The following is a 25,286-nucleotide window of genomic DNA, read 5'->3' on the forward strand; positions in this document are numbered from 1 at the left end:
GCTGTAATGACTAGCCCAACTACCATTCAAGCAGTCATTTTCGTGTGTCGCGAGGAGTCCGCCCGTCTTCGGGAACTCGTGCGCGATCTTGAGAATGCGGAGTCCCGCAGGCTTGAGGGCATTCTTAGGTCTTTGAGCAAAACTGCCGACACGCTGAGTGCCGCGCTAACGCGCGTAAGCTCGTACGACATCGATCAGATTGATGGCGAGTCCGACGATAAGGTGAACCGGGAGCCGGATGTTGATGGTGGCCGCTATGAACTGGTTCGGCGACTTCATTGCGCTTCGATCTTCGGGCTTTGTGGGCACTGTGAAGGCGTCCGCGATCATGGCTCCAATAATGCGACGGATACAGCAGGGGCGGTTGAATCCTATGCGATCGCCCGCGCGCGTGAGCGCGCTCAAGACCAAACCGAAAACTAGACAAAGCTTACCCGATAACCCCCACTCACTCTGCCCCGACCGGAGACGAACTATGAAGGCATAATATGTACGACGATCTTTCCGTTCCGCAGAGGGCTGCCCTCTTGTGTGGGATGCGCGGTGCCCTCGGGCTAGAATTGGGCGATGAAGGGCCGCTCGGGCCGCTCGGTGCCTTCGCCGAAGCCGTGGCATTCAGCGACGACCTGCCAGCCGTTCTGATGCTCGCTGAAGCAATCGATACCGAAATTCGGCTATTCAATGTGCCGCACTGCTACGTGAACGCGGACGCTCTGCGAAAGAAACACGGGGGAGCGGCAACAGTACTCGCACTGCGTATAGCCGGATGTCAGTCCGTCGCACGAGGAACGGTCACGGTATGGCGCAAAGGGGATGCGGGTCAGAACGATCCGACCTTGACGCTAGACGGGGACCTTCTGTCTCAATGGATCAGGCACTACCAATGAATTTCTACCGCATTTCTAGAACCGGCGTCTTCTATAAGACAGAGGAAATCGACTTCATAGACTTACCCTGTGTACTGAGAAGTGATCATGAAGACTCGAATTGGCGGGTCGAAGCTCACGACGACGCTGGCGTGCGGATCGCGCTGGAACTTCGATGCGCGGAACCCGATGCCCGCTTCATAGTCGAAGAAGTGCTCAGCTACATCTTGGAGCGACCGGGTGAGAGGGATTATTCGGGTTTTTTCCCGCCTTCTCGACACGACACTAGAGGTGCGCTGTACGAAGGCTTCCTGACGTCCTGATGTCGGGAGAAGAAGGCGACGCACGGGAGACTGAAAATCCCGCACGCCGCCTATCTGTATCCCAGCGTCCCTCTTCTACCATCATAGCCGACAGAGTGCAAGCCACTACGGAGGGCAAAAAGTACTTTTATGACAGATAGTTAGGCGCGTCATGTGCCAAATTATCTCAGAATGTCACAAAGTTCTTGACTTTTTTGTAGACCATCCGAACTGGGAGCTTGACTCCGATTCGATTCGAGGCTACGTAGCAACCAGCGGACCAGTGGTCCATCGGTGTATCCCAGCAAAGATGCACCTAAACAACAGCAACCAATCCAACGCGGTTTTCCGCGAACGATTACCTATGGCCTCAAGGGGCCGAAAGAGACTGGAGAATATGAGTAAGAATGTACATTCCAAAATCGTAATGCCCACTGTGCAAGACGGCTTGCTGGCGCAAGAGTCGCTTGAAAACGAAGACGTAATTGACGCGCTGGATACCGGCGACGCGAACGATAGCGAAGAATTCCAGTATCTGAACGACGCAGAAATCCTCGGCGACGATAACGAGGAAATGCAAGACCTACTCTGCCGTAACGCCACCTTCATGAAAGGGGACATGTACGGGCAAGGGGATCGCCGGAATACACGCGACGGGGACTGGAAAGCGGTCACCATGACGTGGGGGGATTGGCTTGACAAAGGGTTCTCGAACCACGTCGCCTCCAAGCATAAGGAAGGTGCGTCTGTTGTCTTCGCCGAAGCCTTGGGCGGCGCGCGCAAGGATAGCGCCATCGCCACGATGCAGGCAATCTGCCTCGACATCGACTCCGGGCCTACGCTCGGCAGCGTGATAGACACACTCCTAGACAAAGACATCTTCGCCTTTGTCTACACCTCCTACAATGACGGCAAGGAAGTGATCGAGCTTAAACATGACGACATCATTCGGAAGCTAGACTTGAAAGTCCCGCTCACACGTATTCATGTTCAGGAATATCTTCGCGCGCATCACAAGGATCGTTACGACGAGTCCTTCATTGATCAAATCGAGGTAACGGACGCCCGTAAGCAAACCGCTGACGGGCTCCGCACTATCGTAAAGACGCCGCCGCTGGAAAAATTCCGCGTCATCGTCCCTCTCTGGGAGCCGGTCGAACTGAAACGCCTCGCTCTGTCCTTGGCACAATATAAGGACAAGTGGGCCGACGCCGTGACAGGTTTCGCCGTGAATACGCTAGGCGTGACCTTCGACGCGACCTGTTGTGACGTCAACCGTCTCTTCTTCACGCCTCGTCACCCTAAAGGTACGGACGCCTATTGTGCGGTCATCCGGGGTCGTCCGCTGCGCTTCGAAGATATCGCGCCGCACTCCAAAAACGCGTACCTACACAACCGCGATGACAATGCTTTCACGGCGGGCACTGAAGAGGTCGTGGAGCGGGAGACTTTTCTGACGCCTGCAGGGCGGAAGCTGAACGACTGGCATTCCACAAACAAGGAACGTTTCCTTGTCGTGGACGTCCTTGAAGATCACTGCCAAGACAAGCTCCGCGTCGCGGGCGGCGAGCGCATTGGCACCTGCCATATTGAATGCCCGTTCGAACATGAGCACTCTTCCACTGGCGGCACCGGCACCATGGCCCGTAACCCGGATGAAACCGAACACGGGTACTGGACCGTATTCTGCCGCCACGATGCGTGCGCCAGTCGCAACAAGCTCGAATTCATCAAGGAAATGCTCGACCAGAATTGGTTCGAGGAATCCGTATTGGATGATGATGCGTATTACTTGGCCGCAGAAGACTCCGAACTGGAAGACGAACCGCAACCCGACGACCCTTTGCTAGTCGCGGCCACGTTCGGCGACAACTCGGACGCCGAAATGTTGGTGCACCTCACCAAATGGGCCAAGAACGGCGCGGACATGAGCATGCAGAGTGCGATCACGGAAGTAATCGTCAAGCATACAAAGCTCGGCAAGCGCGAAGTCAACAAGCTCTGGAAGCAGGCCAAGAAAGAAAAACGCCGCAAGAAGCATGGCGTTCTGAACATCGATTCCGGTTTTGAGTTCTTGGTGTCTGAGACAAAGCGTGTCCTGAATACAGCCAATGAAGCGGACCCTTTCCTTTTTGGCTACCTTGAACAACCGGTCGAACTGCGTAGCCGCCCTGACGGAAGCGTTACCGTTAAGGCACTGACCTATGACGGTCTGTCGGAAGTTATTACGCGCGAAGTAAAGTACGAGAAATCGACTGGCGGTGAGACGGTCAGCACCGCGCCGCCGTATGATGTGGTAAAGAACATCCATCATCAGAGCTTGGATAAGTACACGCTGCCGCTGCGCGTTATCGCGACGACACCCTTCTTCGACTCTGGCGGCGCCCTTGTGAGTAATCCGGGATACCATGAGGGATCGAAGACCTACCTTGCCTTGCCGCCCGGATTTGAGGTTCCGCGCGTCAGCGCGAGACCTACTGATGATGAGTTGGACCAGTGCCGCAAACACTTCCTTGAGGTTTTCGGCGATTTTCCGTTCGACGGCCTGCCGCGAGAAGATATCGAGAACGGAAAAAGCGCGTCCTACGCCAATACCGTTGGAATGGTGGTTCTCCCTTTCATGCGAGACATGATCGATGGACCGACGCCGGGACACTTGGTCAACAAGCCTGCGCCGGGGACTGGTGCCGGGCTTCTTCTCGACGTCACGTCTCTCATCTGGACCGGGAAGAACGCCACGATGATGACGATCCCGAAGCGAAAGGAAGAGATCGGGAAGACGATCATTGCCAAGCTGCGCTCCGGCGCATCTTATCTCTGCTTCGACAATATTCCCGACAATCTCGATTCCGACGATCTGGCGATGGCACTGGCACAGGGCGTGATTGATGCCCGCGTGCTTGGCAAAAACGACGCCAGTGCTGTGGATGAAATCGAGGTGAGAGTAACATGGCTTATCACCGGTAACAACGTCAACATGTCTGACGAGCTTATCCGCCGCATGACCCTAATCGCACTTGATGCACGCATGGCGCGCCCTGAAACGCGTGGCGGCTGGCGTCATGCCAATCTGAAGCGTTGGGTTCTGGAGAACCGTCCGCGTATCGTCTGGGCGTGTCTTACCCTGATACAGAACTGGATCGCGAAGGGGCGCGAGCCGCTTGCAGGCGACTTGCGCAAGGGTGGCTTTGACGAGTGGTTGGAGAGTATCGGTGGCGTTCTCCGTGACGCTGGAATTGAAGGCTTCTACACCAATGAGGCCGAACTTCGCGAGGTTGCGACGGACGCCGAAGAGGATGGCCTTGAGACATTGGCAAGCACACTTTCTGAGTATTCGCCGGGACAGACGTTCTACGTTACCGGGAAGTTGGAACCCACGATCATGGGCATTCTGAACAATGGTCCTAAGGACCTTGACCCGGTGCCGATCCTGATCAACGGGTGGGACTATGTGGATGGCATTTACTCCAACCCTCAGCGCGTCGGTCGTCGCTTCGAAAACTTCGCCAAGAAGCCGCGATTGGCCCGCCGTCAGGCGGGATCGGGCTTCGTGACGGTAGAGATTGGGTTTGACGTGGGTTATGACTCGCACCGCAAATGCAACTTCTATTGCCTCAAGATGCGTGCGCCCGGTTCTTCCAAGTGGATCACGGACCCTGACGGGTCCGACTTCAAGAGCCTCTGCGGGTAATTTGCGGGGAGTGCGCAGCGATTTGCGGGGAGTCGTGCGGGGAGTTGGGCACGACTCCCCGCAACTTTTTACTGAACGAAAACAAATACTTGAATGACACTTGCGGGGAGTGCGGAGAGTCAGTGCGGTTCTTTTAGCAGAGAAGAAAAAGATTCTTTTGAAAGGGTAGAATGAATCTTTTTCCACGGCCCTCCGCGTTCGCGCCGCGACTCTCCGCACTCCCCGCAAATGTCAGTCAAGTTACTGATCTTTAGGGAGAAAATCTTGCGGGTGTCGCGCGCGACTCCCCGCAGAATCCGCCCAACTCCCCGCAAATCAAGCCCGTCTCCCCGCGCACCGCCCCAACCCGGCACCGCACGCGGTTAGAATTGATAGAACGACCACCTGTGACGCCGCCGCCATGCCCGCTGACGCGGGCTTACACAGTTAGAGCGGCAACCTATGACGCTGCCGACCCGGTACAGTATCCCGCGTCATAACTCCGCGTCAGCGGGACCATGGTCCCTTAAGCCTACGGCGCAGCGATCGTGCAGCGGGCCGCCCCGACATCATACGTGGTGCCTTGAACACCTGTGACGCCGCCGCATATACTTGCCCGCGTCAGCGGGCTTCACGTGAGGCGAACGTCTGCTATGAGCCCAGAGTGACAACGTTCGGGACTGATGTTACCAAGAAATGACGGCATGAAGGCGAGATGAACGCTGGTGAAAACTCGAAAGAGAGAAATTCCGATAAGCGAACTGCCGCCGCTTGTATTCTCCTTTTACAGAGAGACACCGACATGGGATCGCGAAGCGGTAGAAAAGACCCTCAGAAAGCAGCTTGCTAGTAAGGCGCACTGCATTTTCGAAGGTAACGCCATGGGTATTAACTACCATGGTAGAAGCTCGACATTCGAGCTGTATTCACTGCTTGATGATGATCAGTTGAATCTGTCAGAAGCGGATTTCTGGGAGATGGTTCGTGGTCGGTCTGTCGTCTCAAAGCTTTGACAGTCAACTGGTACTGATGACGTCCGCTCTGTCCGCATAGCAGACCTTCAGGCACACCGGCAACGCTGCACCCGCAGCGAACGGCAGCTTTGAGCCCTCTTTGACCGACGCTGCACCACTCACGAACGACCGCTTGCCTGGCCGGCACAATCACCCAGATCATTTTCCACGTTTTTGGCGATCTTATTTGCGCCTGTTGACTTTGTGTTCCAAAATTGTACTAGGTTCAGAGTTTTCAGATTGACTGCAGGGTTTTTCCGCAAAATGAGCATCTTCGGTTTATATGACGAGGTGGAGCTTTCTACTGACTTCGAGGAAGCTTGCTCCGGTCAGCGTGGCAGAATTATTCACACATTTGATCGCACAGATATGGTCGTGGTTGTAGAATTCTGGAATTCGGAAAAAATTCTTGACGTCCCTATTGGCTATCTTCGTATAATCAAGAAGGCGTCCAAGGACGAGGGTGACTTAGATGGTTGAAAGCTCTGTCAGCGAGTAAGGCCCAAGGACAACTGCTGGCACAAATGAGGGTACCGAATGGGAAGGACTCAGTGAATCGATGACGGTCCAGCCAAATTGGAGCGTGAGTGTGATGCAACTACTGTTTCGATCGCTACTGGCAGTTTTCCTGCTCGCAGCGTGTGCAGAGCAGGTGTCAGAAAATCAAGATTGGGAACAGGAAAACACAATATCGTGGAACGAAGCAATACGCGTCTTGAACGAAGGAAACGTTGTTTTTGTATCACAATCACACAGTCTCTGGGTAGGGTTTCAACTGAGGGACGGCACGACTTTTTTCGCCAAAGAGCCCGCGATCGATGAGATTTTCCGTGAGATGGACCGTTGTAACGATTGCGGAGGAATTTTGGTTTCTATGGAATAGACCGCGCCGTTTCCTTGAACTTTTGCAATGGCGCGGCAGGCGGTCCCGCTCACGATTGGATTGTCGGAATGGCCCAAGGCTGGAGGAAGGGGCGCCCTCTGCGGAAATGGCCAAGTCTGCTTTGTCCACATAGCGGTCATTCCCGAGTGCTCACAAAACCCCCTTTCACCGCCCGCCGCACGATCATCGCCAAAGATCTCCTCGTTATAGCAAAAAAGCACTTAACGTCCAAATAGTGAACGAAATGTGCAAAAATGTTGGCATGCCTCAACCATCGCGATTGCGCGCGAACTCAACAGGGCGGACGGCGTGCCGCACTAACGATTCAAGGCAGCGTCAAAACCGCACCAAACTCCATTGTTTCCGAAATTCAGGGCTGAAATCCGCGCCGAAGAGTGTTACTTTTCTTAGGAATAGAATCGCTAAGAAGGGCTAACCTCAGTTAGCAAAACGGATATGAGTGCTAAGAAGATCGCTGCCTTCGCCTACATGCGCACCTCAAGCGCCGCAAACACCGGCCCGGATAAGGACTCCGACAAACGGCAGGCCGCTGCTATCGAGGCCTTCGCTGACGCGAACGGATACATCATTGAAAGCACCTTCTATGACGCAGCCGTATCCGGCGCTGATCCGATTGACGAGCGCCCCGGCATGCTGGCGCTGTTGGACGCCGTACTCGCCAACGGTACCCGCGTGATCCTATGCGAGTCCCCTGACCGCTTTGCCCGTGATCCTATCGTGCAGACCCTCGGACATCGTATGCTCAAGGAACACGGCGTCGAACTGATACCGACAACTGCTCCCGACTATTTCACGGAAGAGACGCCTACGGCGGAACTGGTCCGTGATATCCTCGGGGCGATCAGCGCATTCGAACGCAAGCAGCTTGTCGCCCGTCTGCGTGGGGCTAGGAAGCGCCGTAGCGCCGCCCTAGGACGGGCCTGCGAGGGCAGGAAGCCTGTCCCTGACGCGACTATACAGGAAGCCCGTCGTCTCTATAGGCGCAGCCCGAAGACCGGTCAGCGGCGTTCCCTGCGCGATATCGCGGAAGAACTAGGGAAGCTCGGGCATCACGCACCTAGTGGGCAGGTCTACAATCCGGGTTCTGTTCGACAGATGCTTGAACGCGCTGGCGTGTATCAGCCTGCCGCGCCCGCTGACGCGGGCCATACTATCAACGCAGAAGGTGCCCGCTGACGCGGGCATATACCATGCTCCTACGTCTCTACTCCCTCGCCCTCACAGCCTTCTGGCTGAACATCCTGTTGCTTGTAGGAAGCTGACCGCCTGCCATCGGTCAGTATGTCCCTCTATACCAAGCCCGCGTCAGCGGGACCGCCAATGCCGCGCTAACGCGCGCTCACCCTTTCAACTATCAGCCTGACAATGACGCCTGACGCGTACGCCGCACGTGTCTTCACAGGCTCGGAGAGAGGCGCTGACAGGCTGTCCTGCTTTAGGGTGCGCGCGTTAGCGCGAAGCCGATCATGCTTGTAACGAGGCAGGGGACCCGCAGGGGAGGTACCCTCTGGGGGTGCCCGGCACGCGCAGTAGGTGTATGCGCCAATGTGAACGGATTCTTAGCCGCGTAGCGCGACAGGGGGCGGCTCCGCAGCCGCTACAGGGACCCGTGGGTAACCCGTCTTTTCCTATCGGACGCTAGATCGGCTCTTAGTAGATTCAGATTCTCGCGCCGGACTTGGCAGCGCCATAGAACGCGCTGCATAGCTGCTTCACAGGGGCCGCGTTCCATCGCATTTCGGGTATTGGGAGCACCCAAGAAACTGGTTCCCTGACCGTCTGTTAACCCGTACTTCGAGCTTCGATCTGCACTTTGGACAACTGACCGCTGACTGCTTCACGTTTTGGATGTGCGCTCGCTTGCTATCCTTACTTGCCTGAAAGTTCTGGCTGGAAAGCTTCGCTGAAATAGCAGCGACCTGACCTTCATCAAGAAGGACCTGTCGCCGGGACAGGATAGACCCAACAAGCTCCTGCACATTCCATGAGACATCCAGAGGCATGGACGTTCGAGGTTCGGCGGAGCCCGCGAAGATGACGAGGTTGTGTACCCGACGCCCGTCTATTCCCAGCACCTCTTCGACCGCCTTCACATGCTTGTAGTTCTGGCGGAGCGGGTTCTGAAACCGCGTCTTGTGCCCGTGGATAATCTGCGTCCAACTCGCCTGATCAGCGCTACCGAAGATCCAGCCCTTCATGTTCTTCGTCTCGATCACGAAGACACCGAACCGGGAGACCACAACATGATCAATTTGCGTTGTGCCGCCGCGTGACGGAAGGGTCAGGTCAGCGAAGATCTGGTACTCTTCCGACAGATGCCTTCGAAGACCGGCATTGACCCGGTTCTCTCCGACCGCACCCTTGAAGCCGGGGGACTCGACGTACCAGACCCCGAACGCGACAAGGCCGAACAGAAGTATCGCGAAGAATGCGTCCAAGGCGTATTACCAGTCTGGTTCCTAGCTCCGCCAAAGTAGCAGTCTTGGCGACGGTGAGCGTAAAGCAAATGATCCCTTCATCACTACTCAGCGGCGGAAAGCGCGGTCTTGGGCTTCCGATCATAGTTCGACTGCCCTTCTAACATCTTCACAAACGCCTCATTGCGATTGCTGGCCCGGTCTACCAGCCGGTCGAACGCCAAGACCTCAATAATCAGATTTAGTTCCTTGTAATAGCGGTACGCCATTTGACCGCCAAGATTGGTCAGGATGAAGTCCTCGTATCTTAGGTAGCGTTCTAATTTATCGTTCCAATCTGCAAGGATATATCCGCGAACCATCGAAGCGGGGTCAATGACAACCTCTCTCCCGCCGGACGTCTTAACCTTGCCTCGCTCACGGATATCCAAAATCTGAGTCTTGAGTTGATCTACTGGGTTCTTCGTGTCGCTTTCCCTCGCGCCGTCGTAATCCTTTTTCTGAGGGCGTTTCATTTCGACAACCATAAGCTCATTCTCGTTGTTTATGAGCAGATCGTGTGCATATTCACCCTTCTTGCGCGCGTTTCCTTCGGGAGTACGGTCGCTCGATATGTACCGGGCATAGGCCAAATCGTCATCAATCAGCCAGAGGTTATGAGACGAGTAATCGGTTTGTTCACTATCGCGATAGCGTGGGTAGATTAGCTGATGGACCTTGTCTTCTGTCGCAAGACCATCTTCATCGCGATTGAGAAGTTGACGAAAGATTTGGATGACGTGGTTCCGATATGCAACATAAACCGCAAGAGCTTCCTTTGCGTCCTCGGGAATCTTGTTTCGGACTATGTGAACAAGGTCTTCGATACTTGTGTCCTTGTCCAGCTTTGTAAAATCAAACTTCTGGCGGAAACGTTCAACAAATAGGTCCTGCGCCAATTGTTCGCGGGTTTCGGTAATGCCTCGTTTCCTCACAAACTCTTCGGTCGTCTTTCCTGCAAGGCCCCGACGCAACAGGGGATCAATCGCAATTAGGTGATCAACTTCAGCCTTCATCTTCGTTCTTCGGCGTGTTGTGTAGCCTTGCTCAAGGTCCAAGATATGCGCTTTGGCAATTGAAATAAGGTGATCTTTAATTGATTTCTTAGACTTGTTATACTCGACTCTGCCATGGAGATTGGTAATGCGGTCGCGTGACTGAGACGATTTCAAGAAGTCGCTCGATACGGCGACTAGATAATAGTAGCTCTCTTCTTCATCGCCGTTGCTTTCAGTGAAGGGCTTGGGGTTGAGGCCTGAAGAAATATTTTCCAGCTCACTAGCGGCCCGGTTGTTGGCATAGAAATACAAGCGGTGCTTCTTCGCGTGCTCTTCACCAACCTTGAAGTAGTCGAATGTGAATGTGACAGTCTCCGTTCCGATACGCAACTCCTCTGTTCGCTTGCCTGCCACTGTAAGCGATTCTTGGAAGTACTTGTATAGATTGAACTCTGCCCCTTGGATCGAAAGGGTGAAGTGCTTCGGGACTTTCTTTTGGATGAAATCGATCAGAAAATGATCCAGTACGGCAGACACGATGTCTTCGGCAGTGTGGTGGAGCTTGCGTTCCTTCCCTTCCAAGATGAAGAAGTCTTCGAAATCGGCTTTGGGTGACTGCAGCAAGATCGTGACGCCCGAGTCATAGCGATGCGCACCAGCGCCGTCTGTCTCCTTGACGACAATCAGGTTGTCATTCTCCGAGAATGGATCGTACCGATAACAGCCTTTGGTCATAGTACCATCGGCTTGCTTCTGAGCGCAGGAGTAAAAAACTTTTGTGTAGACCTTGAAGGCCATGAACCGTCCAAAACCCTTGCCGCCGCGATCGTACTTATTGCCGGTCAATGGCGTGAGAAAGGCCGATAAGTTGCCTTCATCGAACCCGTTGCCGTTGTCGGCCACTACCAACTCGTGCTTGAGTTCGTTGAAAATCACATCCAAGCGGCCCTTTTCTTCAAGCTCATCTTCCCAACGGTCTTCAATTGAGTGAAGGGCGTTTGAGATCCCTTCGTACATGGGGAAAAGAAAGCCGTGGAGACCATCGGGCAACGCAGCGCGCTTAACCTCGGACGCTAAGTCAATCGTCTTGTGTTTCAACTCGCAGGACCTCTTCCAAAATGTGCATGAGAATGGGACATGACGTGCACTACTTTAGCGATTCTGTGTTAGAAGCAAAGTCGCTTCCGAAATTCGAATTTTTTGCATTACTACAATAACTTGGGGCAGGAGCAAAGAGTTCAAGTTCCAGCGCAAACACCGCCATCAGATCCCCTGACGGGGCAAACACCGCCTTCTACGAAGTCTGGGAGGTCTTCGGCTTTGACGGTGAAGAGCGTGCGCACAGGATGCTTGTCGCGCGTACGATGCGAGGCGCTACGTCTTGTTAATTCGTTTTGCGAGTTCCGAAATTTCGGATCGCTGCTTTACGTCCGCCTTAGATTTGGCCTCTGCGGCTTCGTGGGCCCGCATCGCAGTGAGCCGCTGACGTTCATCGACTTCCGATACAACCTTTCGAAGACGCGGCATGTATTCGTTCTCCAATTCGTCCGGCAGACATTGAATGAATAGCCCACCGTCTTTGATCGAAGCAGACCTCAAAAGACCTAGGCTGTGACTGTGCCAAGTGGCGTTGAAGTCTTCCATCCACTGACGATCAGGTGCCCGCGTCAGTGTAAGATGGACTCCTAACAAGTCGTTATCATCGTAGGTTCTTGTTTTGTCGGCGTCCATTCCGACGATCTTTACGGCTTCGTACTGAAACATGCATGGCTCCTATGGCTCATCGTGTATCACAAATCTCGTCCAAAATCTTTGCGAATGTTCACTTCGCTTGTCAAATGTCATCGTGCTACAGGCGTGAACCGGACTGTAGCAGAATTGTAGCAGTAGCAGTCTCGCACCCTCGGCTCTTCTGGGCTGTAGCCAAATTTTCTTTTTGATTATAATATGGTGCGGGTGGAGGGACTTGAACCCCCACGCCTTGCGGCGCCAGAACCTAAATCTGGTGCGTCTACCAGTTTCGCCACACCCGCATCCGGGGCGTCATGTATCAACTCCCCTTACGCCTGGCGAGGGGATTTTCCTCGCCCTTCCCTCTCGCCCTCGATGCGCAAGTTACCTATAAGTCTGGCGAACCTTTCGGAGAGCGCAGATGACCGGTCCCACGTCCCCCCAGGAGATTGCGAAGTATGCCGCCGCCCGGCAGGCCGCGACCTACGTCGAGGGCGGCATGAAGGTAGGCCTCGGCACCGGATCGACGGCGGCCTGGCTTGTCCGGCGCCTTGGCGAGCGGGTGCGCGACGAAGGCTTGCAGATCGTCGGTGTGCCGACGTCCTCGTCCACGGCCGCCCTCGCGCGGGAAGTCGGCGTACCGGTGGCCACGCTCGACGAGGCGCGCTGGCTCGACCTGACCATCGACGGGGCGGACGAGTGCGACGCCGAACTGAACCTCATCAAGGGCGGCGGCGGGGCTCTTCTGCAGGAGAAGATCGTCGCGACAGCCTCGGACAGGATGATCGTCATCGCGGACGCGACGAAACGGGTCGAGAAGCTGGGCGCCTTCCCCCTTCCCGTCGAGGTCGTCGGCTTCGGCATGAACACGACCAAGATGCTGCTAGAGGAAATGCTCGAGGGGCTGGACGTCATGGGCAACAAGGCCGTGCCGCGGATGAAGGACGGCACGCTCTTCCGCACCGACGAAGGCAACCACATCCTGGACCTGCACCTCGGCCGCATCGGCAATGCGCGGCAGTTGGCGCTGATCCTGAACCAGGTGCCGGGCGTGGTCGAGAACGGGCTCTTCATCGACATCTGCGACGTCATCGTGATCGGGCATGGCGACGGCACTGTCGAGACCCGCGACATCAACTCGGGCGAAACCGGGCGGATGGTCCACGAGGTGGCGACGGACAACGTGTTCGTCGACATTGCCGACTGATGGCCTTCGACGTCGATCTTTTCGTCATCGGCGGTGGCTCGGGCGGGGTGCGTGCAGCACGCACGGCAGCGGAAACGGGCGCCCGCGTCGCGCTGGCCGAGGACAGCCGGATGGGGGGCACCTGCGTCATCCGCGGCTGCGTGCCGAAGAAGCTGATGGTCTTCGCCTCCGAGTTCCGCGAGCAGGTCAAGCTTGCCCATGAATACGGCTGGTCGGCCGAACCCGGCACCTTCGCCTGGCCCGTCTTCCGCGCGCGGCTCCACTCCGAGCTCGACCGGCTCGAGCAGATCTATCGCGGCATCCTCGAGAGAAACGACGTCGTCATCCACGATGCGCGGGCAAGGGTGACAGGGCCCAACGAGGTCGAGCTGGATACGGGCGCGACGATCACGGCGAAGCACATCCTCATCGCCACGGGCGGCCATCCGGTCCGGCCCGACATGCAGAACGCCGAATTGGGACTGGTGTCGGACGACATCTTCCTTCTCGAAGAGCTTCCGAAGTCCCTTCTCATCATCGGCGGTGGCTACATCGCCTGCGAGTTCGCCTGCATCCTGAACGGTCTCGGCGTCGAGGTGACGCAGTTCTATCGCGGCGCGCAGATCCTGCGGGGCTTCGACGAAGAGGCGCGAGGACTTTTGGCCGAGGCCATGCGCGAGCAGGGCATCGATCTGCACCTCGGCACGAACATCGTCGAGATGTGTCCGGCCGCGTCGCGTCCGTCGGGTCCGGCCGAGATGGGCGCGCCGGTGGAATTCGGAGGGTCTTCGGGCCTCGGACCGGAGCCCGAGACCGACCCCTCGTCCGAAGCAGGCAAGCCCGTATGGGTCAAGGCGACGAACGGGAAGGAACAGGTTTTCGACAACGTTCTCTTCGCCACGGGCCGCCAACCGAACGTGAAGGGCCTCGGACTCGAGGAACTGGGCGTCAAGGTGAACCGCCGCGGCGCGATCGAGGTCGACGACTACAGCCGCACGGCGGTCCCGTCGATCTGGGCCATCGGCGACGTGACCGATCGCATTCAGTTGACCCCCGTGGCGATCCGAGAAGGCGCGGCCTTCACCGAAACGGTCTTCAAGGACAATCCGACGAAGCCGGATCACGACCTCGTCCCGTCTGCCGTGTTCACGCAGCCGGAACTGGGGACCGTGGGGCTGACCGAGGAGCAGGCGCGCGACCAGGAAGAGATCGAAGTCTACTGCACCTCGTTTCGCCCGATGAAGTCGGCCTTCGCGGGACGACCGCACCGAGTGCTGATGAAACTCGTCGTCTCGAAGGCCAGCCGGAAGGTCCTGGGGTGCCACATCGTCGCGGACGGCGCGGGCGAGTTGATCCAGATGGTCGGCATCGCGGTCAAGGCGGGGCTGACGAAAGAGGACTTCGACCGTACCGTGGCGGTTCACCCGACCATTTCCGAGGAACTGGTGACGATGTACGCTCCCGTCAGAACAGCTTGAAAATCAATGCTGGAACGATCAGGTAGCACGTCAAGGACAGAAAACGGACAAAGGACCACGCATGGCCGGTAAGAATGGCGGACCCTGGGGCGGCGGCGGCGGCGACGATCGCGGCCCGCGGCGGCCCGACAGGGACAGCCCGCAAATTCCCGAGATCGACGAAATCATGAAGCGCGGACAGGAGCGCCTGAAGGTGCTCATGGGCGGTCGCGGCGGCGGAAATCGCGGCGGCGACGGACCGGGCCTCTCGAAGGGGACCATCGGCCTCGGCGCTCTGGCGCTGCTGGCGGTCTGGGCCTTCGCCTCGTTCTACACCGTTCGGCCGGAAGAAAGATCGGTCGAACTGTTCCTCGGCGAGCAAAGCGGGATCGGCGATCCCGGCCTCAACTTCGCGCCCTGGCCATTGGTCACCTACGAGGTCATACCTGTCACCCGCGAACAATCCGAAGACATCGGAATGGGCCGCGACGGCGACGATGGCCTGATGCTGACCACCGACGAAAATATCGTCGATATCGACTTCCAGGTGGTCTGGAACATCACCAATCCTGCCGAGTACCTCTTCAACCTTCGCGACGGCCCCGAGACAGTGCGCGCGGTTTCCGAATCCGCCATGCGCGAGATCGTGGCGGGATCTGAACTGGCGCCTCTCCTGAACCGCGACCGCGCGCTGACCGCACAGCGCGCGAAGGAATTGATCCAGGCGACGCTGGACAGCTATCAGGCCGGGATCAACGTCGTTCGCGTCAACCTCAACAAGGCCGACCCTCCGAACGAGGTCATCGACGCTTTCCGCGACGTGCAGGCCGCAGAGCAGGAACGCGACCGGCTTGAACGCCAGGCGGACGCCTATGCAAACCGCGTCCTTGCCGAGGCGCGGGGTCAATCCGCGCAGGTGCTCGAGGACGCAGAGGGCTATCGCGCCCAGGTCGTGAACGACGCTCTGGGCGAGGCGAGTCGCTTCCTCGCCGTCCTGAACGAGTATCAGCAGGCCCCGGACGTGACGCGCCGCCGCCTTTACATCGAGACGCTCGAAAAGGTGCTTGGCGACGTCGACAAGATCATCCTCGACGAGAACGTAAGTGGTGGGGAGGGCGTCGTGCCATACTTGCCGCTGAACGAACTGCGCCGCAACGCGCCTGCCGACGGCGGAGGAAACTGACATGAACAGGCTTACCATAGCCCTTGCCGCCGTCGTCGTTCTGCTCGTCGTCGCCCTTTCCTCGGTCTTCATCGTGGAAGAGCGGGAAAAGGCGCTGATCCTCCAGTTCGGCCAGATCAAGCAGGTCAAGAACGACCCCGGACTGGGTTTCAAGATCCCGTTCATTCAGGAGGTCGTGCGTTACGACGACCGCATCCTGTCTCTCGACACACCCGCCATCGAGATCACGCCATCCGATGACCGTCGCCTCGTGGTCGATGCCTTTGCGCGGTATCGGATCGGGGACACCGACGACGCGGTGATCCAGTTCCGCCAGGCCGTCGGCCTGGGCGGTCTCGAGTCGGCCGAGGATCGTCTTGCCTCGATTCTCATCGACGAGATCCGTGCGGTCCTCGGTGCCGAGGGCGTGACGTCGAACACCATCCTGTCTTCCGAGCGTGCCGAACTGATGAACCGCATCCGCGCCAACGCCGACGCGGAAGCAGCCGCCCTGGGACTTGACGTGGTCGACGTGAGGCTGAAGCAGACCAACCTGCCGGAGCAGAACCTTGCCGCAACGTTCGACCGGATGCGGGCCGAGCGCGAGCGCGAGGCGACCGACGAGCGCGCCCGGGGCGCCGAAGCGGCGCAGCGCGTCCAGGCGCAGGCTGACCGCACCGTGGTCGAGATCGTCTCCGAAGCGACCCGCGAGGCCGAGATCGTGCGAGGCGAGGCAGACGGCGAACGGAACGGGATCTTCGCCGAAGCCTATGGCGCCGACGAGGACTTCTTTCGCTTTTATCGTTCGCTGACGGCGTACGAGAACGCGCTCAAGGGTTCCAACTCGACGCTCGTCATCACGCCGGACAGCGAGTTCTTCGAATTCCTCGACAGCGCGGGCGTTTCGTCAGGCGTCGGTGCGAGTGACGCACCTGCCGCTGTCGAGACGTCGCCCGAAGCAGCGCCTGAGGACGAGGCCTCTGTCCCCGAACCCCAGCCGGCTCCAGGCTCGGGTGTGACGCTCGGCGGCAACTGACGGCAGGGAGGACGGCGGCATGACCCTCGTCCTCCTCGGCATCGGGCTCGTCCTTGTCTTCGAGGGTCTGGTGCTGGCACTTCTGCCGAACCGGCTGGAAGAGCTGATCCGGATGATCACGGAGATACCGATCGAGACGCGCCGGGCCTACGGGCTCGGCGCGGTAGCGCTTGGCGTCCTTCTGGTCTGGCTGGCGCAGACTATCGGCTGACGGCTAATGCCCCATTTCCTGAGGCGCCGAGCTGATGCCGGCCTTGGGTATGGCATCGCCCTTCTCGTACTTGTCGAGAAGCCTGTGACCCCGCGCCTCGGCCTTCCGAATGCGCATCGCGGTCAGGTAGGTCTCCTGCAACGTCGGGGAGGACGAGCCGATCTCGTCGGCGATCCGCTTCTCGATCGTGTCTATTCCGGTGCGCGCCATGAGTTCGGTCGTCCGCTTGGCGAGGCCGTCGGCCACCTCTTCCAGTATCGACATATCCCACCTTTCCTGAATCCTGTCTCGCCCTAGCCCGGCTTTGTGGCCGAAACTGGGACAAAGGGCGGAAATCGCGCGAAACATGCCGCAGCGGGACTTGCCTTCGCCGGGTCTTGCGGCGTTGTTGGGCGCATGTTCCTGTCGGTCTTCGAGATGTTCAAGGTGGGCGTCGGTCCCTCGTCGTCCCACACCATGGGGCCGATGGTGGCGGCCGGACGGTTCCTCGACCTCTTGCGCGCTTCGGCCTTCACGCCTTTCGGCGTCCGGGCCTCGCTTCACGGTTCGCTTGCCTTCACGGGCGTGGGCCATGCGACGGATCGCGCGACGATCCTCGGCCTCGCGGGGTTCAGGCCCGACAGCTATGACGCGGAGCGGGCCGAGAGCGAGTTGGCGCGCGTGGCGGCGGAGCGGACGGTGACGCCCGAGGGGCTGCCGGCGCTGGCCTTCGACCCCGCGTCGGACCTCGTGTTCGACTACGGGCCTCCCCTGCCCGGCCATGCCAACGGGTTGATCCTGAGAGCCACCGACGCGCAGGGCGACGTGATCCTGGCGCAGACCTACTATTCGGTCGGGGGCGGATTCGTGCTGACAGAACAGGAGCTTGCGTCCGGGGGCGACACCGACCGCGGGCCGGCCGTGCCCTACCCGTTCCGCTCGGCGGCAGAGATGCTGGAGATGAACCGGGCGTCGGGGCTGTCCATCGCGGCGATGAAGCGGGCGAACGAGATGTCGCGCGGGACGGCCGAGGCGCTGGACCGGGGGCTGGCTCGGATTTGGGAGGTGATGAAGGGGACGATGGACCGGGGGCTGGCCACGGATGGGGTGCTGCCGGGGGGTCTGAACGTCAAGCGGAGGGCTCCGGCGATCCTCAGGGCGCTCGAGGCCGAGAGGGGGCGGAACCTGACGGCGCCGCATGTCATCAACGACTGGATCTCGACCTATGCCATGGCGGTTAACGAGGAAAATGCCGCGGGAGGTCAAGTGGTTACGGCTCCGACCAACGGGGCGGCGGGGGTCATTCCGGCGACGATCCGCTACTGGCTCGACCATGTGCCGGGGGCGTCGCAGGCGCGGGTGCCGGAGTTCCTGCTGACGGCGGCGGCGGTGGGGGGGCTGATCAAGTTCAACGCGTCGATCTCGGGCGCCGAATGCGGGTGCCAGGCGGAGGTCGGATCGGCAGCGGCGATGGCGGCTGCGGGGCTGGCGGCCGTTCTGGGGGGTAGCCCGGAACAGGTTGAGAATGCTGCGGAAATCGCCTTGGAACATCACCTCGGGATGACCTGCGACCCGGTGCGGGGGCTGGTCCAGGTGCCCTGCATCGAGCGCAACGGACTGGGGGCGATCAAGGCGGTCTCGGCCGCCTCGCTGGCGCTGCGGGGGGACGGATCCCACCTTGTTCCACTGGACGCGGCCATCGAGACGATGCGCCAGACCGGGGCCGACATGAGCGAGAAATACAAGGAAACGGCGCTCGGCGGGCTGGCGGTCAACGTGCCGAACTGCTGAGGCTACGGGGCCCGGGTCGGCGTCCCGGGGCGGGGGTCGTCAACCCTCTGATTTGTCTGGATTCCGAGAGAAACGTCCCATCGGTATCACGTCGGTATTGCGTCGGTATTGCGTCGGTGCGGGTTGGATGGGCGGTAGGGGGTGGGACCAGGGTCTCAGCAGGGCGGGAAGCTGTCCTTCGCTGCAGCGTCGATGGCAACATCAAGCTAGGAACCGGAAGCTGGCCTGTCCCGGTTTCAGACCGGCCGCTTCTCAAGCGTGAGGTCGGAAACCACCTTGCGACGCCGCTCGCTGTATACCGTGCGCGGGGCGGAACCAGTGGGCAGGGGAGACCATGCACGCACCTAGCGGACCGGAAGAATATCGGCGGAAGATCGCAAGGGCGTATCGTCCGAACCAACAAGAACGTACAGGACCTCGGCCCACTCCGCTCCCACGTTGCGCGCCTGGTGAGGCCAATCGACCGCCTCGATCAGTGCATCTCCGGCGCGGTAGCGTCTTTCTCCGGGGGTGCCGTAATCCGTGACGATCTCGCCGGAGATCACATAGGCAAAAAGCGGGGCGGCATGAGTGTGCCATTCCGATGCCTCACCCGGCGCGATGACGGTGATCCCGGCCATCAGCCGGGCCGAAGACGCGGGCCAGACCAGAGGCTGATCAAGAACCGTTGACTTCGTGTCCAGAAGAACTCGAGGTTCCTTGGTAGGTGGAATATTCGCTTCCGACTTCGGCAGCAGGTTAAGCCACAGCAGCGCGCCCAAGATCAATAGACCTGCTGCCGCGCCAAGGGGGCGGACCTTGCTGCGTCCGCGCAAATCGTCTTCGCGGGTGACGCTCGAAGTGAACATATATCCCCGTTTCGGCACGGTCCGAATCAGGTGGCCTTCCTCGTCACCAAGTCTGCGGCGCAAGTCTGCAACGCACTGCGTAAGCGAGTTTTCCTGTACGGTGACATCCGGCCAGAGCGCATCCTGCAGGGCGTTCTTGCCGACGACGCTGCCTGCCCTTTCGACGAGAAGGTTGAGAAGGTCATACGATTTGGGACGAAGCGCGACGAGTGTTTGGCCGCGCTTCAACTCGCACGTGGCCGTGTCGAGAAGAAAGTTTGCGAACACATAGCGCATCGCCGTGCAGCTCTGAAGATGGCGGAGCCAAGAATGATTTTCAGCAGAATATTAGCGCATTTTTAGGAAGATTTCACCCACCGATCACGACAGCCAGCCCGGGCCGTCCCATCATTCCGCCCATGCAAACCAAAAGACTTGATGGAGAGATCTGATGGTATCCCTTGCGTCGCGGACCGCTATTCTCATGTCCCTGTCATTCTCAGTGGCACCCCCGCTCATCGCCGAGCCGTATGCCGCTGAATGTCCTGCCGACAATTTGCGACAGCATGGACCCGGACCAGACCTTGCGGACCTGTGGGACTGGGTGCGAGGCGAACTCAGCTTTGAGGATGATCTGCCCCCGCCACAGGTGTGCCGCGTCGACAGCGACGTCATCCAAGCCATGCGCCCCGGCACGGCCCTCGATACAGTGGCGCTCTACGACAGAGCGCGGCACCGCATTCTTCTGAGCAGGTATTGGAACCCTGCCGACGCCGTCGACCAATCCGTCATCGTGCACGAGCTCGTCCATCATGCACAGGCGTTGTCCGGTCGACGGCTGGCCTGTGCTTCTGCAGGCGAAGCAGAGGCTTATGACCTTCAGGCCAAGTGGCTGGACGCGCATGACCTGGACCTTGATACCGCGTTCGGTATCGACGCGCTAACCCGGCTGGTCCTTGTCAACTGCGCTTACTAGAGCTTCGGAAGCCAACGCTCCCCCCTAAATCTCCCCCTTCGCCTCCCGCGCCATGTGGTCCAGCACGGCGTTGACGAATTTGGGCTCCTTGCCCTCGGGGAAGAAGGCGTGGGCGACGTCGACGTATTCGGTGATGATGACGCGGGGCGGGGCGGCGCCCTCGACGAGTTCGGCTCCGGCGGCGCGGAACAGCGCCCTCAGCGTGGGGTCGATGCGGGCGATGGGCCATTTGGCGACGAGCGCGCGGTCGGTCATCTGGTCGATGCGGCCCTGCCAGTTGACGGCGTCGTCGATCAGCTTGCGGAAGAGGTCGAGGTCGGCCTCGGCCATCTCGTCCCCGTCGATCTCGACGCCGATGCGGAAATCCTCGAACTCCTTCTGGACGCGGGGCGCGGCCTGGCCCGAGTGCTCCATCTGGAAGAGCGCCTGCACGGCGTAGAGGCGGGCCGCACTTTTCATCTGGCGAGTGGTGCGGGTCATGCGCGGGCCTTCGCGAAGCGGCGCGTGAGGGCGACGAGGTGGAGGGCCGCGGCCGCTGCTCCCCCGCCCTTGTTCTGGCCCGCGGGATCGGCGCGGACGGCGGCCTGGTCGTAGGTCTCGACCGTCAGGATGCCGTTGCCGATGCAGGCGCCCTCGAGCCCGAGGAGGGTCAGGGCGCGGCTCGAGTCGTTGCAGACGGTGTCGTAGTGCGTGGTCTCGCCCCGGATGACGCAGCCGAGCGCCACGAAGCCGTCGAAGCCACCCGCGCGGGCGATGCCGATGGCGGCGGGGACCTCGAGCGCGCCCGGAACCTCGATCACCTCGGCTTCGGCGCCTGCGGCGTCGAGGGTGGCGCGGGCTCCGGTCACGAGGTCGTCGGCGATGTCCTTGTAGTAGGGGGCGACGACGATGAGGACGCGGACGGGGGCGTCGAAGGCCGGAAGGTCGAGCGTGTGGTGCGACTGTCCGGCCATGTCAGTCGGCCGTCACGGGGCGGGTGCCCACGATGGAGAGGCCATAGGCGTCGAGGCCGACGATGCGGGGCCTGGGCGAGTTGGTCAGGAGCACGATCTCGTGGAGGCCGAGGGAGGAGAGGATCTGCGCGCCGAGGCCGTATTGGCGCAGCGTCTGGGGCGAGGCCGCGCCGCCCGGGACGAGCTTCATCGTGGTGTCGCGGAGGAGGACGAGGACGCCCCTGCCCTCACGCGCGATGAGCGTCATGGCGTCGCCGAACTCGTCGCGGCGGCCGGTGGGGCCGAGGCCCACGACGTCGAGGAGCGGGTCCATCGCGTGCATCCGCACGAGGCAGGGTCCGTCGCCGGGGATGTCGCCCTTGGTCAGGACGATGTGCTCGTCGCCGTGGGCGGTGTCGGTGAAGACGCGCATCTGCCATTCGCCGCCGAATTCGGCGCGCACGGTTTCCTCGCGCGTGATGCGGACGAGGTTGTCGTGGCGGCGGCGGTAGGAGATGAGGTCGGAGATGGTGCCGATCTTGAGGCCGTGGCGCTGCGCGAAGGCGACGAGCTCGGGCAGGCGCGACATGCTGCCGTCGTCGTTCATGATCTCGCAGATCACGCCCGAGGGGTTGAGGCCGGCGAGGCGGGCGACGTCGACCGCGGCCTCGGTATGGCCGGCGCGGACGAGGACGCCGCCGTCGCGGGCGCGGAGGGGAAAGACGTGGCCGGGGGTGGCGATGTCCTGCGCGGTCTTGGCGGCGTCGATGGCGACGGCGACGGTGCGGGCGCGGTCATGGGCCGAGATGCCGGTCGACACGCCCTCGCGCGCCTCGATGGAGACGGTGAAGGCGGTCTCGTGGCGCGACGAGTTCTGCGAGGCCATGAGCGGTAGGCCCAAGGCATCGATGCGCTCGCCCGGAAGCGACAGGCAGATCAGGCCGCGGCCGTGGGTGGCCATGAAGTTGATCGCCTCGGGCGTGGCCATCTGGGCGGGGATGACGAGGTCGCCCTCGTTCTCGCGGTCCTCGTGGTCGACGAGGATGAACATGCGGCCATTGCGGGCGTCGTCGATGATCTCCTCGATCGTCGAAATCGCATCGCGCCAGCCGTCTTCCACGGGTCCGGGGGTCTCGTAATTCATGGGGCACGCCATAGCGGATGGCCCGTGCCTTGGCCAGAGGGCGCGGGGGTGCGGGACGTCAGGGGAAGTAGCGCTCGGCGGGGACGTAGCCGGCGAGGCGCGCGGTCTCGGCCCAGCCGCGTTCGATGTGGGTCTCGCCCACGACGACGATGGCGTCGCGCGGGGTGCGGCCGGCGAGGTCGAGGATGCGGCGGCGCGTCTCGCCCCAGGTCTCGGCGAGGCCAGGGGCGCGGTCGGCATCGAGGAGGATCGCGTTGCGGTCGAGCGCCTCGCGCGGGTCGTGGGGGAGGTGCAGGAGGGCGAGGATGTCGACGCTGTCGAGGTCGGCCAGCTTCGCCTCGCGCCGGGGGTCGATCCGGGCGTCGCGCAGCATCCGGAGCGCATTGTCCGAGAAGAGGAGAGCCACGATGTCGCGTCCCGTGGCGGCGCGAATGCCGGCGTAGGACTTGTAGTCGAGGCCGAGTTCGCGGGCGCGCTTCACGCGGCGGCGCACGACCTCGAGCGGCATCTTCGGCAGAAGCTCGGCCCGCGCCCTGCCCCAGGCATAGCGGCGCCATGCGCCGCCCGGCTCCATCGTGGGTCCCTGGTTGTGGCCGAGCATGGTCATGCCGCGACCTCGGCCAGCCGCGCGACGTAGCGGGCCAGCGTGTCCACCTCGAGGTTCACGGCGTCGCCTTCGGAGACGCGGCCCCAGGTCGTGACTTCCTTGGTGTGGGGAATGAGGTTGACGCCGAAGCGGGCGCCGTCGACCTCGTTCACGGTCAGCGAGGTGCCATTGAGGGCCACCGAGCCCTTGGGCGCGATGAAGCGGGCGAGGCTCGCGGGCGCTTCGAAGGTGACGCGGGTGCTGTCGCCCTCGTCGCGGATACCGACGACGCGGGCGATGCCGTCGACGTGACCCGAGACGATGTGGCCGCCGATCTCGTCGCCGACCTTCAGCGCGCGTTCCAGGTTGACGCGGGCGCCCGGTGTCCAGTCGCCGAGGGAGGTCTTCGACAGCGTCTCGGCCGAGGCCTGCACGTCGAACCAGCCGCGCGGCGTGGCGCCGAGGTCGATCACGGTGAGACAGACGCCGTCGCAGGCGATCGATGCCCCGATGTCGATGCCCCCGATGTCGTATGCTGTGCCGATACGGACGCGGAGGTCGCCCTCCTGCCGCATGTCGAGGATCTCGCCCACGTCGGTCACGATGCCGGTGAACATGCCGCTGGCCCTTCCGATTTGACCCTTTCGAGGTAATCGCCCCGGCTTTCGCGCGCAAGCCCGGGGCGATGGCGGGGAGATGCGTATTTGCGGCAAGATGAAATGGACCGGGGTCTTCCGCGAGGCTAGGACTGGTGCATGGGGGCGAACTTGGGACGGCGCAGGGTCTTTCTGTTCCTTCAGGGACCGCACGGGCCGTTCTTTGCCGGGCTCGGCGCAGGACTGCGCGCAGCGGGGGCCGAGGTTCACCGGATCGGGTTCAACGCGGGCGACGAGGCGTTCTGGCGGGGCGGCGGCTATGTCGCCTATCGCGACGCGCCCGAGGCGTTCCCGGGTTTCCTTGGCGAAACGGTGAGGCGCCTCGGGGTGACGGACATCGCCTGCTATGGATCGAGCCGCCCCGTTCATCGAACGGCCCTGGCGCTGGCCGAGGCAGAGGGGCTGGTGCCGCATGTCTTCGAGGAAGGCTATCTGCGGCCCTACTGGGTGACCTACGAACGCGGCGGCGCGAATGCCGGGTCGAGGGCGGCGCGGATGACGGTCGCGGAGATGGCGGCGTCGCTGGCGGAAGGCGCGCAGGTGCATACCGAGGCGCCGGACCGCTGGGGCGACATGGGGGCGCACATGGCCTGGGGGGCGGCCTATCATGCGCGGCTGATGCTGGGGGCGCGGCGCTATCCGGGGTTCCGGCCACACCGGACACCTGGCGTCGGGGGCGAGTTCGGTCTCCACCTGAGGCGATTTCTCGAGACGCCCGCGCGTGCCCTGGGGCGGGCGGCGGCGACGGCGCGGATCCGGCATGGCGGCTTTCCCTATCACCTTGTCCTTCTGCAACTGGCGCATGATGCGAATTTCCTGTCGCATGGTCCCTTCCGCACTCAGGCCGAGTTCCTGGACAGGGTGTTCCACGGCTTCGTCGCGGGCGCGCCGCTGCACCATCACCTTGTCCTGAAGGCGCATCCGCTGGAGGACGGGCGCGAGCCGCTGCGTCCCCTCGTCCGGCGCCTGGCCGGGGAGCATGGCCTTGAAGGCCGTGTGCATTTCGTCTCGGGCGGGAAGCTCGCGCGGCTTCTCGACGCGGCGCGGAGTGCGCTGACAGTCAACTCCACCGCCGCCGAGCAGGCGCTCTGGCGCGGGCTGCCGCTGAAGGTCTTCGGCGACGCCGTCTATCGCAAGCCCGAGTTCGTGTCGGACCAGCCGCTGCCCGAGTTCTTCCGGGATCCGCGCGCGCCGGACCGTGCCGCCTACCTGACCTATCGGGCGTTTCTTCTTGCGACCTCGCAGGTGCCCGGGGGCTATTACGGCTACCTTTCGCGACGGAAACTGTTGCGGCAGGTGCCCGACCTGATGCTCGCCGAGGCGTCGCCCTATGCCCGTCTCGCGGAGGGCGGCGCTGCGGCGCGACCGCAACACCTTCGGCCCGTAAGCCGCTGACTCTGCCA

Annotated in this window: 25 protein-coding genes and 1 tRNA gene; 15 read left to right on the forward strand and 11 right to left on the reverse strand. The window is 60.9% G+C overall.

Annotation, left to right across the window (positions count from 1 at the left end; all coding sequences use genetic code 11):
- Positions 1 to 132: 132 nt before the first annotated feature.
- The 7 genes from C8D95_RS21785 (at position 133) to C8D95_RS16375 (ending at position 7,931) form a co-directional block, all read left to right on the forward strand.
- On the forward strand, positions 133 to 423 hold the full coding sequence (locus tag C8D95_RS21785; protein WP_164721597.1) for a hypothetical protein: 291 nt from the start codon (positions 133 to 135) through the stop codon (positions 421 to 423).
- A 65-nt stretch (positions 424 to 488) separates the two neighbouring features.
- A complete protein-coding gene (locus C8D95_RS16355; protein WP_109760264.1) occupies positions 489 to 887 on the forward strand; it encodes a hypothetical protein in 399 nt (132 codons plus the stop codon).
- A gap of 678 nt (positions 888 to 1,565) precedes the next feature.
- Positions 1,566 to 4,859 carry a hypothetical protein gene (locus C8D95_RS16365; RefSeq protein WP_109760266.1) on the forward strand — a complete coding sequence of 1,098 codons (3,294 nt, stop codon included), beginning with the start codon at positions 1,566 to 1,568 and terminating at the stop codon, positions 4,857 to 4,859.
- 704 nt (positions 4,860 to 5,563) lie between these two features.
- Positions 5,564 to 5,851, forward strand: coding sequence for a hypothetical protein (locus tag C8D95_RS22335; protein ID WP_126918522.1), 288 nt, complete (start codon positions 5,564 to 5,566; stop codon positions 5,849 to 5,851).
- A gap of 264 nt (positions 5,852 to 6,115) precedes the next feature.
- Entirely contained in the window at positions 6,116 to 6,331 is a 216-nt protein-coding gene (locus C8D95_RS16370) for a hypothetical protein (RefSeq protein ID WP_109760267.1), read from the forward strand.
- A gap of 79 nt (positions 6,332 to 6,410) precedes the next feature.
- Positions 6,411 to 6,734: a hypothetical protein gene (locus C8D95_RS21790; protein WP_146203006.1), complete on the forward strand. Its 324-nt coding sequence runs from the start codon at positions 6,411 to 6,413 to the stop codon at positions 6,732 to 6,734.
- Between the two features lie 456 nt (positions 6,735 to 7,190).
- Positions 7,191 to 7,931: a recombinase family protein gene (locus tag C8D95_RS16375; RefSeq protein WP_109760268.1), complete on the forward strand. Its 741-nt coding sequence runs from the start codon at positions 7,191 to 7,193 to the stop codon at positions 7,929 to 7,931.
- Positions 7,932 to 8,467: 536 nt separating this feature from the next.
- Here C8D95_RS16375 and C8D95_RS16380 read toward each other — a convergent pair.
- The 4 genes from C8D95_RS16380 to C8D95_RS16395 all read right to left on the reverse strand — a co-directional run bounded on the left by C8D95_RS16380 (position 8,468) and on the right by C8D95_RS16395 (position 12,242).
- Positions 8,468 to 9,193, reverse strand: a complete 726-nt coding sequence (locus C8D95_RS16380; RefSeq protein WP_109760317.1) for a nuclease-related domain-containing protein — start codon at positions 9,191 to 9,193, stop codon at positions 8,468 to 8,470.
- An 83-nt stretch (positions 9,194 to 9,276) separates the two neighbouring features.
- A complete protein-coding gene (locus C8D95_RS16385; protein ID WP_241239822.1) occupies positions 9,277 to 11,307 on the reverse strand; it encodes an ATP-binding protein in 2,031 nt (676 codons plus the stop codon).
- A 276-nt stretch (positions 11,308 to 11,583) separates the two neighbouring features.
- Complete coding sequence (locus C8D95_RS16390; RefSeq protein ID WP_109760269.1) at positions 11,584 to 11,973, reverse strand: hypothetical protein; 390 nt, start codon at positions 11,971 to 11,973, stop codon at positions 11,584 to 11,586.
- 184 nt (positions 11,974 to 12,157) lie between these two features.
- Positions 12,158 to 12,242, reverse strand: a tRNA-Leu gene (locus C8D95_RS16395).
- A 119-nt stretch (positions 12,243 to 12,361) separates the two neighbouring features.
- On the opposite strand from C8D95_RS16395, the gene rpiA reads away from it, so the two are divergent.
- The 5 genes from rpiA to C8D95_RS16420 all read left to right on the forward strand — a co-directional run bounded on the left by rpiA (position 12,362) and on the right by C8D95_RS16420 (position 16,992).
- Positions 12,362 to 13,147, forward strand: a complete 786-nt coding sequence (rpiA, locus tag C8D95_RS16400) for a ribose-5-phosphate isomerase RpiA (protein WP_109760270.1) — start codon at positions 12,362 to 12,364, stop codon at positions 13,145 to 13,147.
- A complete protein-coding gene (locus C8D95_RS16405) occupies positions 13,147 to 14,604 on the forward strand; it encodes an FAD-dependent oxidoreductase (protein WP_206508451.1) in 1,458 nt (485 codons plus the stop codon). The genes rpiA and C8D95_RS16405 overlap by 1 nt, the downstream gene beginning before the upstream one ends.
- Positions 14,605 to 14,665: 61 nt before the next feature.
- Positions 14,666 to 15,766: an FtsH protease activity modulator HflK gene (gene hflK, locus C8D95_RS16410; RefSeq protein ID WP_109760271.1), complete on the forward strand. Its 1,101-nt coding sequence runs from the start codon at positions 14,666 to 14,668 to the stop codon at positions 15,764 to 15,766.
- Position 15,767: 1 nt separating this feature from the next.
- Positions 15,768 to 16,781, forward strand: coding sequence for a protease modulator HflC (gene hflC, locus C8D95_RS16415; protein ID WP_109760272.1), 1,014 nt, complete (start codon positions 15,768 to 15,770; stop codon positions 16,779 to 16,781).
- A gap of 19 nt (positions 16,782 to 16,800) precedes the next feature.
- The gene (locus tag C8D95_RS16420) at positions 16,801 to 16,992 is read left to right on the forward strand and encodes a DUF2065 domain-containing protein (protein WP_109760273.1); all 192 of its coding nucleotides are present in this window, start codon (positions 16,801 to 16,803) and stop codon (positions 16,990 to 16,992) included.
- A gap of 3 nt (positions 16,993 to 16,995) precedes the next feature.
- Here the strand turns inward: C8D95_RS16420 and C8D95_RS16425 are convergent, their stop codons facing one another.
- Positions 16,996 to 17,256: a hypothetical protein gene (locus C8D95_RS16425; RefSeq protein WP_109760274.1), complete on the reverse strand. Its 261-nt coding sequence runs from the start codon at positions 17,254 to 17,256 to the stop codon at positions 16,996 to 16,998.
- Between the two features lie 132 nt (positions 17,257 to 17,388).
- On the opposite strand from C8D95_RS16425, the gene C8D95_RS16430 reads away from it, so the two are divergent.
- Positions 17,389 to 18,762 carry an L-serine ammonia-lyase gene (locus C8D95_RS16430; RefSeq protein ID WP_109760275.1) on the forward strand — a complete coding sequence of 458 codons (1,374 nt, stop codon included), beginning with the start codon at positions 17,389 to 17,391 and terminating at the stop codon, positions 18,760 to 18,762.
- Between the two features lie 344 nt (positions 18,763 to 19,106).
- Here C8D95_RS16430 and C8D95_RS16435 read toward each other — a convergent pair whose 3' ends face one another.
- Positions 19,107 to 19,886 (reverse strand): winged helix-turn-helix domain-containing protein, encoded by a 780-nt coding sequence (locus C8D95_RS16435; RefSeq protein WP_109760276.1) that lies wholly within the window; start codon positions 19,884 to 19,886, stop codon positions 19,107 to 19,109.
- 154 nt (positions 19,887 to 20,040) lie between these two features.
- Between C8D95_RS16435 and C8D95_RS16440 the strand changes: the two genes are divergently transcribed.
- Positions 20,041 to 20,565, forward strand: a complete 525-nt coding sequence (locus tag C8D95_RS16440) for a DUF6647 family protein (RefSeq protein WP_109760277.1) — start codon at positions 20,041 to 20,043, stop codon at positions 20,563 to 20,565.
- A gap of 24 nt (positions 20,566 to 20,589) precedes the next feature.
- Here C8D95_RS16440 and nusB read toward each other — a convergent pair whose 3' ends face one another.
- The 5 genes from nusB to C8D95_RS16465 are packed head-to-tail and all read right to left on the reverse strand — an operon-like array spanning position 20,590 to position 23,844.
- On the reverse strand, positions 20,590 to 21,045 hold the full coding sequence (gene nusB, locus C8D95_RS16445) for a transcription antitermination factor NusB (RefSeq protein WP_109760278.1): 456 nt from the start codon (positions 21,043 to 21,045) through the stop codon (positions 20,590 to 20,592).
- Positions 21,042 to 21,518 (reverse strand): 6,7-dimethyl-8-ribityllumazine synthase, encoded by a 477-nt coding sequence (locus C8D95_RS16450; RefSeq protein ID WP_109760279.1) that lies wholly within the window; start codon positions 21,516 to 21,518, stop codon positions 21,042 to 21,044. Before C8D95_RS16450 ends, nusB begins: the two co-directional genes overlap by 4 nt.
- A 1-nt stretch (position 21,519) precedes the next feature.
- Positions 21,520 to 22,641: a 3,4-dihydroxy-2-butanone-4-phosphate synthase gene (ribB, locus tag C8D95_RS16455; RefSeq protein ID WP_206508449.1), complete on the reverse strand. Its 1,122-nt coding sequence runs from the start codon at positions 22,639 to 22,641 to the stop codon at positions 21,520 to 21,522.
- Between the two features lie 58 nt (positions 22,642 to 22,699).
- Positions 22,700 to 23,248 carry a hypothetical protein gene (locus C8D95_RS16460; RefSeq protein ID WP_126918521.1) on the reverse strand — a complete coding sequence of 183 codons (549 nt, stop codon included), beginning with the start codon at positions 23,246 to 23,248 and terminating at the stop codon, positions 22,700 to 22,702.
- Positions 23,245 to 23,844 (reverse strand): riboflavin synthase, encoded by a 600-nt coding sequence (locus C8D95_RS16465; RefSeq protein ID WP_109760282.1) that lies wholly within the window; start codon positions 23,842 to 23,844, stop codon positions 23,245 to 23,247. Before C8D95_RS16465 ends, C8D95_RS16460 begins: the two co-directional genes overlap by 4 nt.
- A gap of 138 nt (positions 23,845 to 23,982) precedes the next feature.
- Between C8D95_RS16465 and C8D95_RS16470 the strand changes: the two genes are divergently transcribed.
- Entirely contained in the window at positions 23,983 to 25,278 is a 1,296-nt protein-coding gene (locus C8D95_RS16470) for a capsule polysaccharide biogenesis protein (RefSeq protein ID WP_109760283.1), read from the forward strand.
- Positions 25,279 to 25,286 lie beyond the last annotated feature (8 nt).

This window comes from Silicimonas algicola (assembly GCF_003148765.1).
Classification (GTDB): domain Bacteria; phylum Pseudomonadota; class Alphaproteobacteria; order Rhodobacterales; family Rhodobacteraceae; genus Silicimonas; species Silicimonas algicola.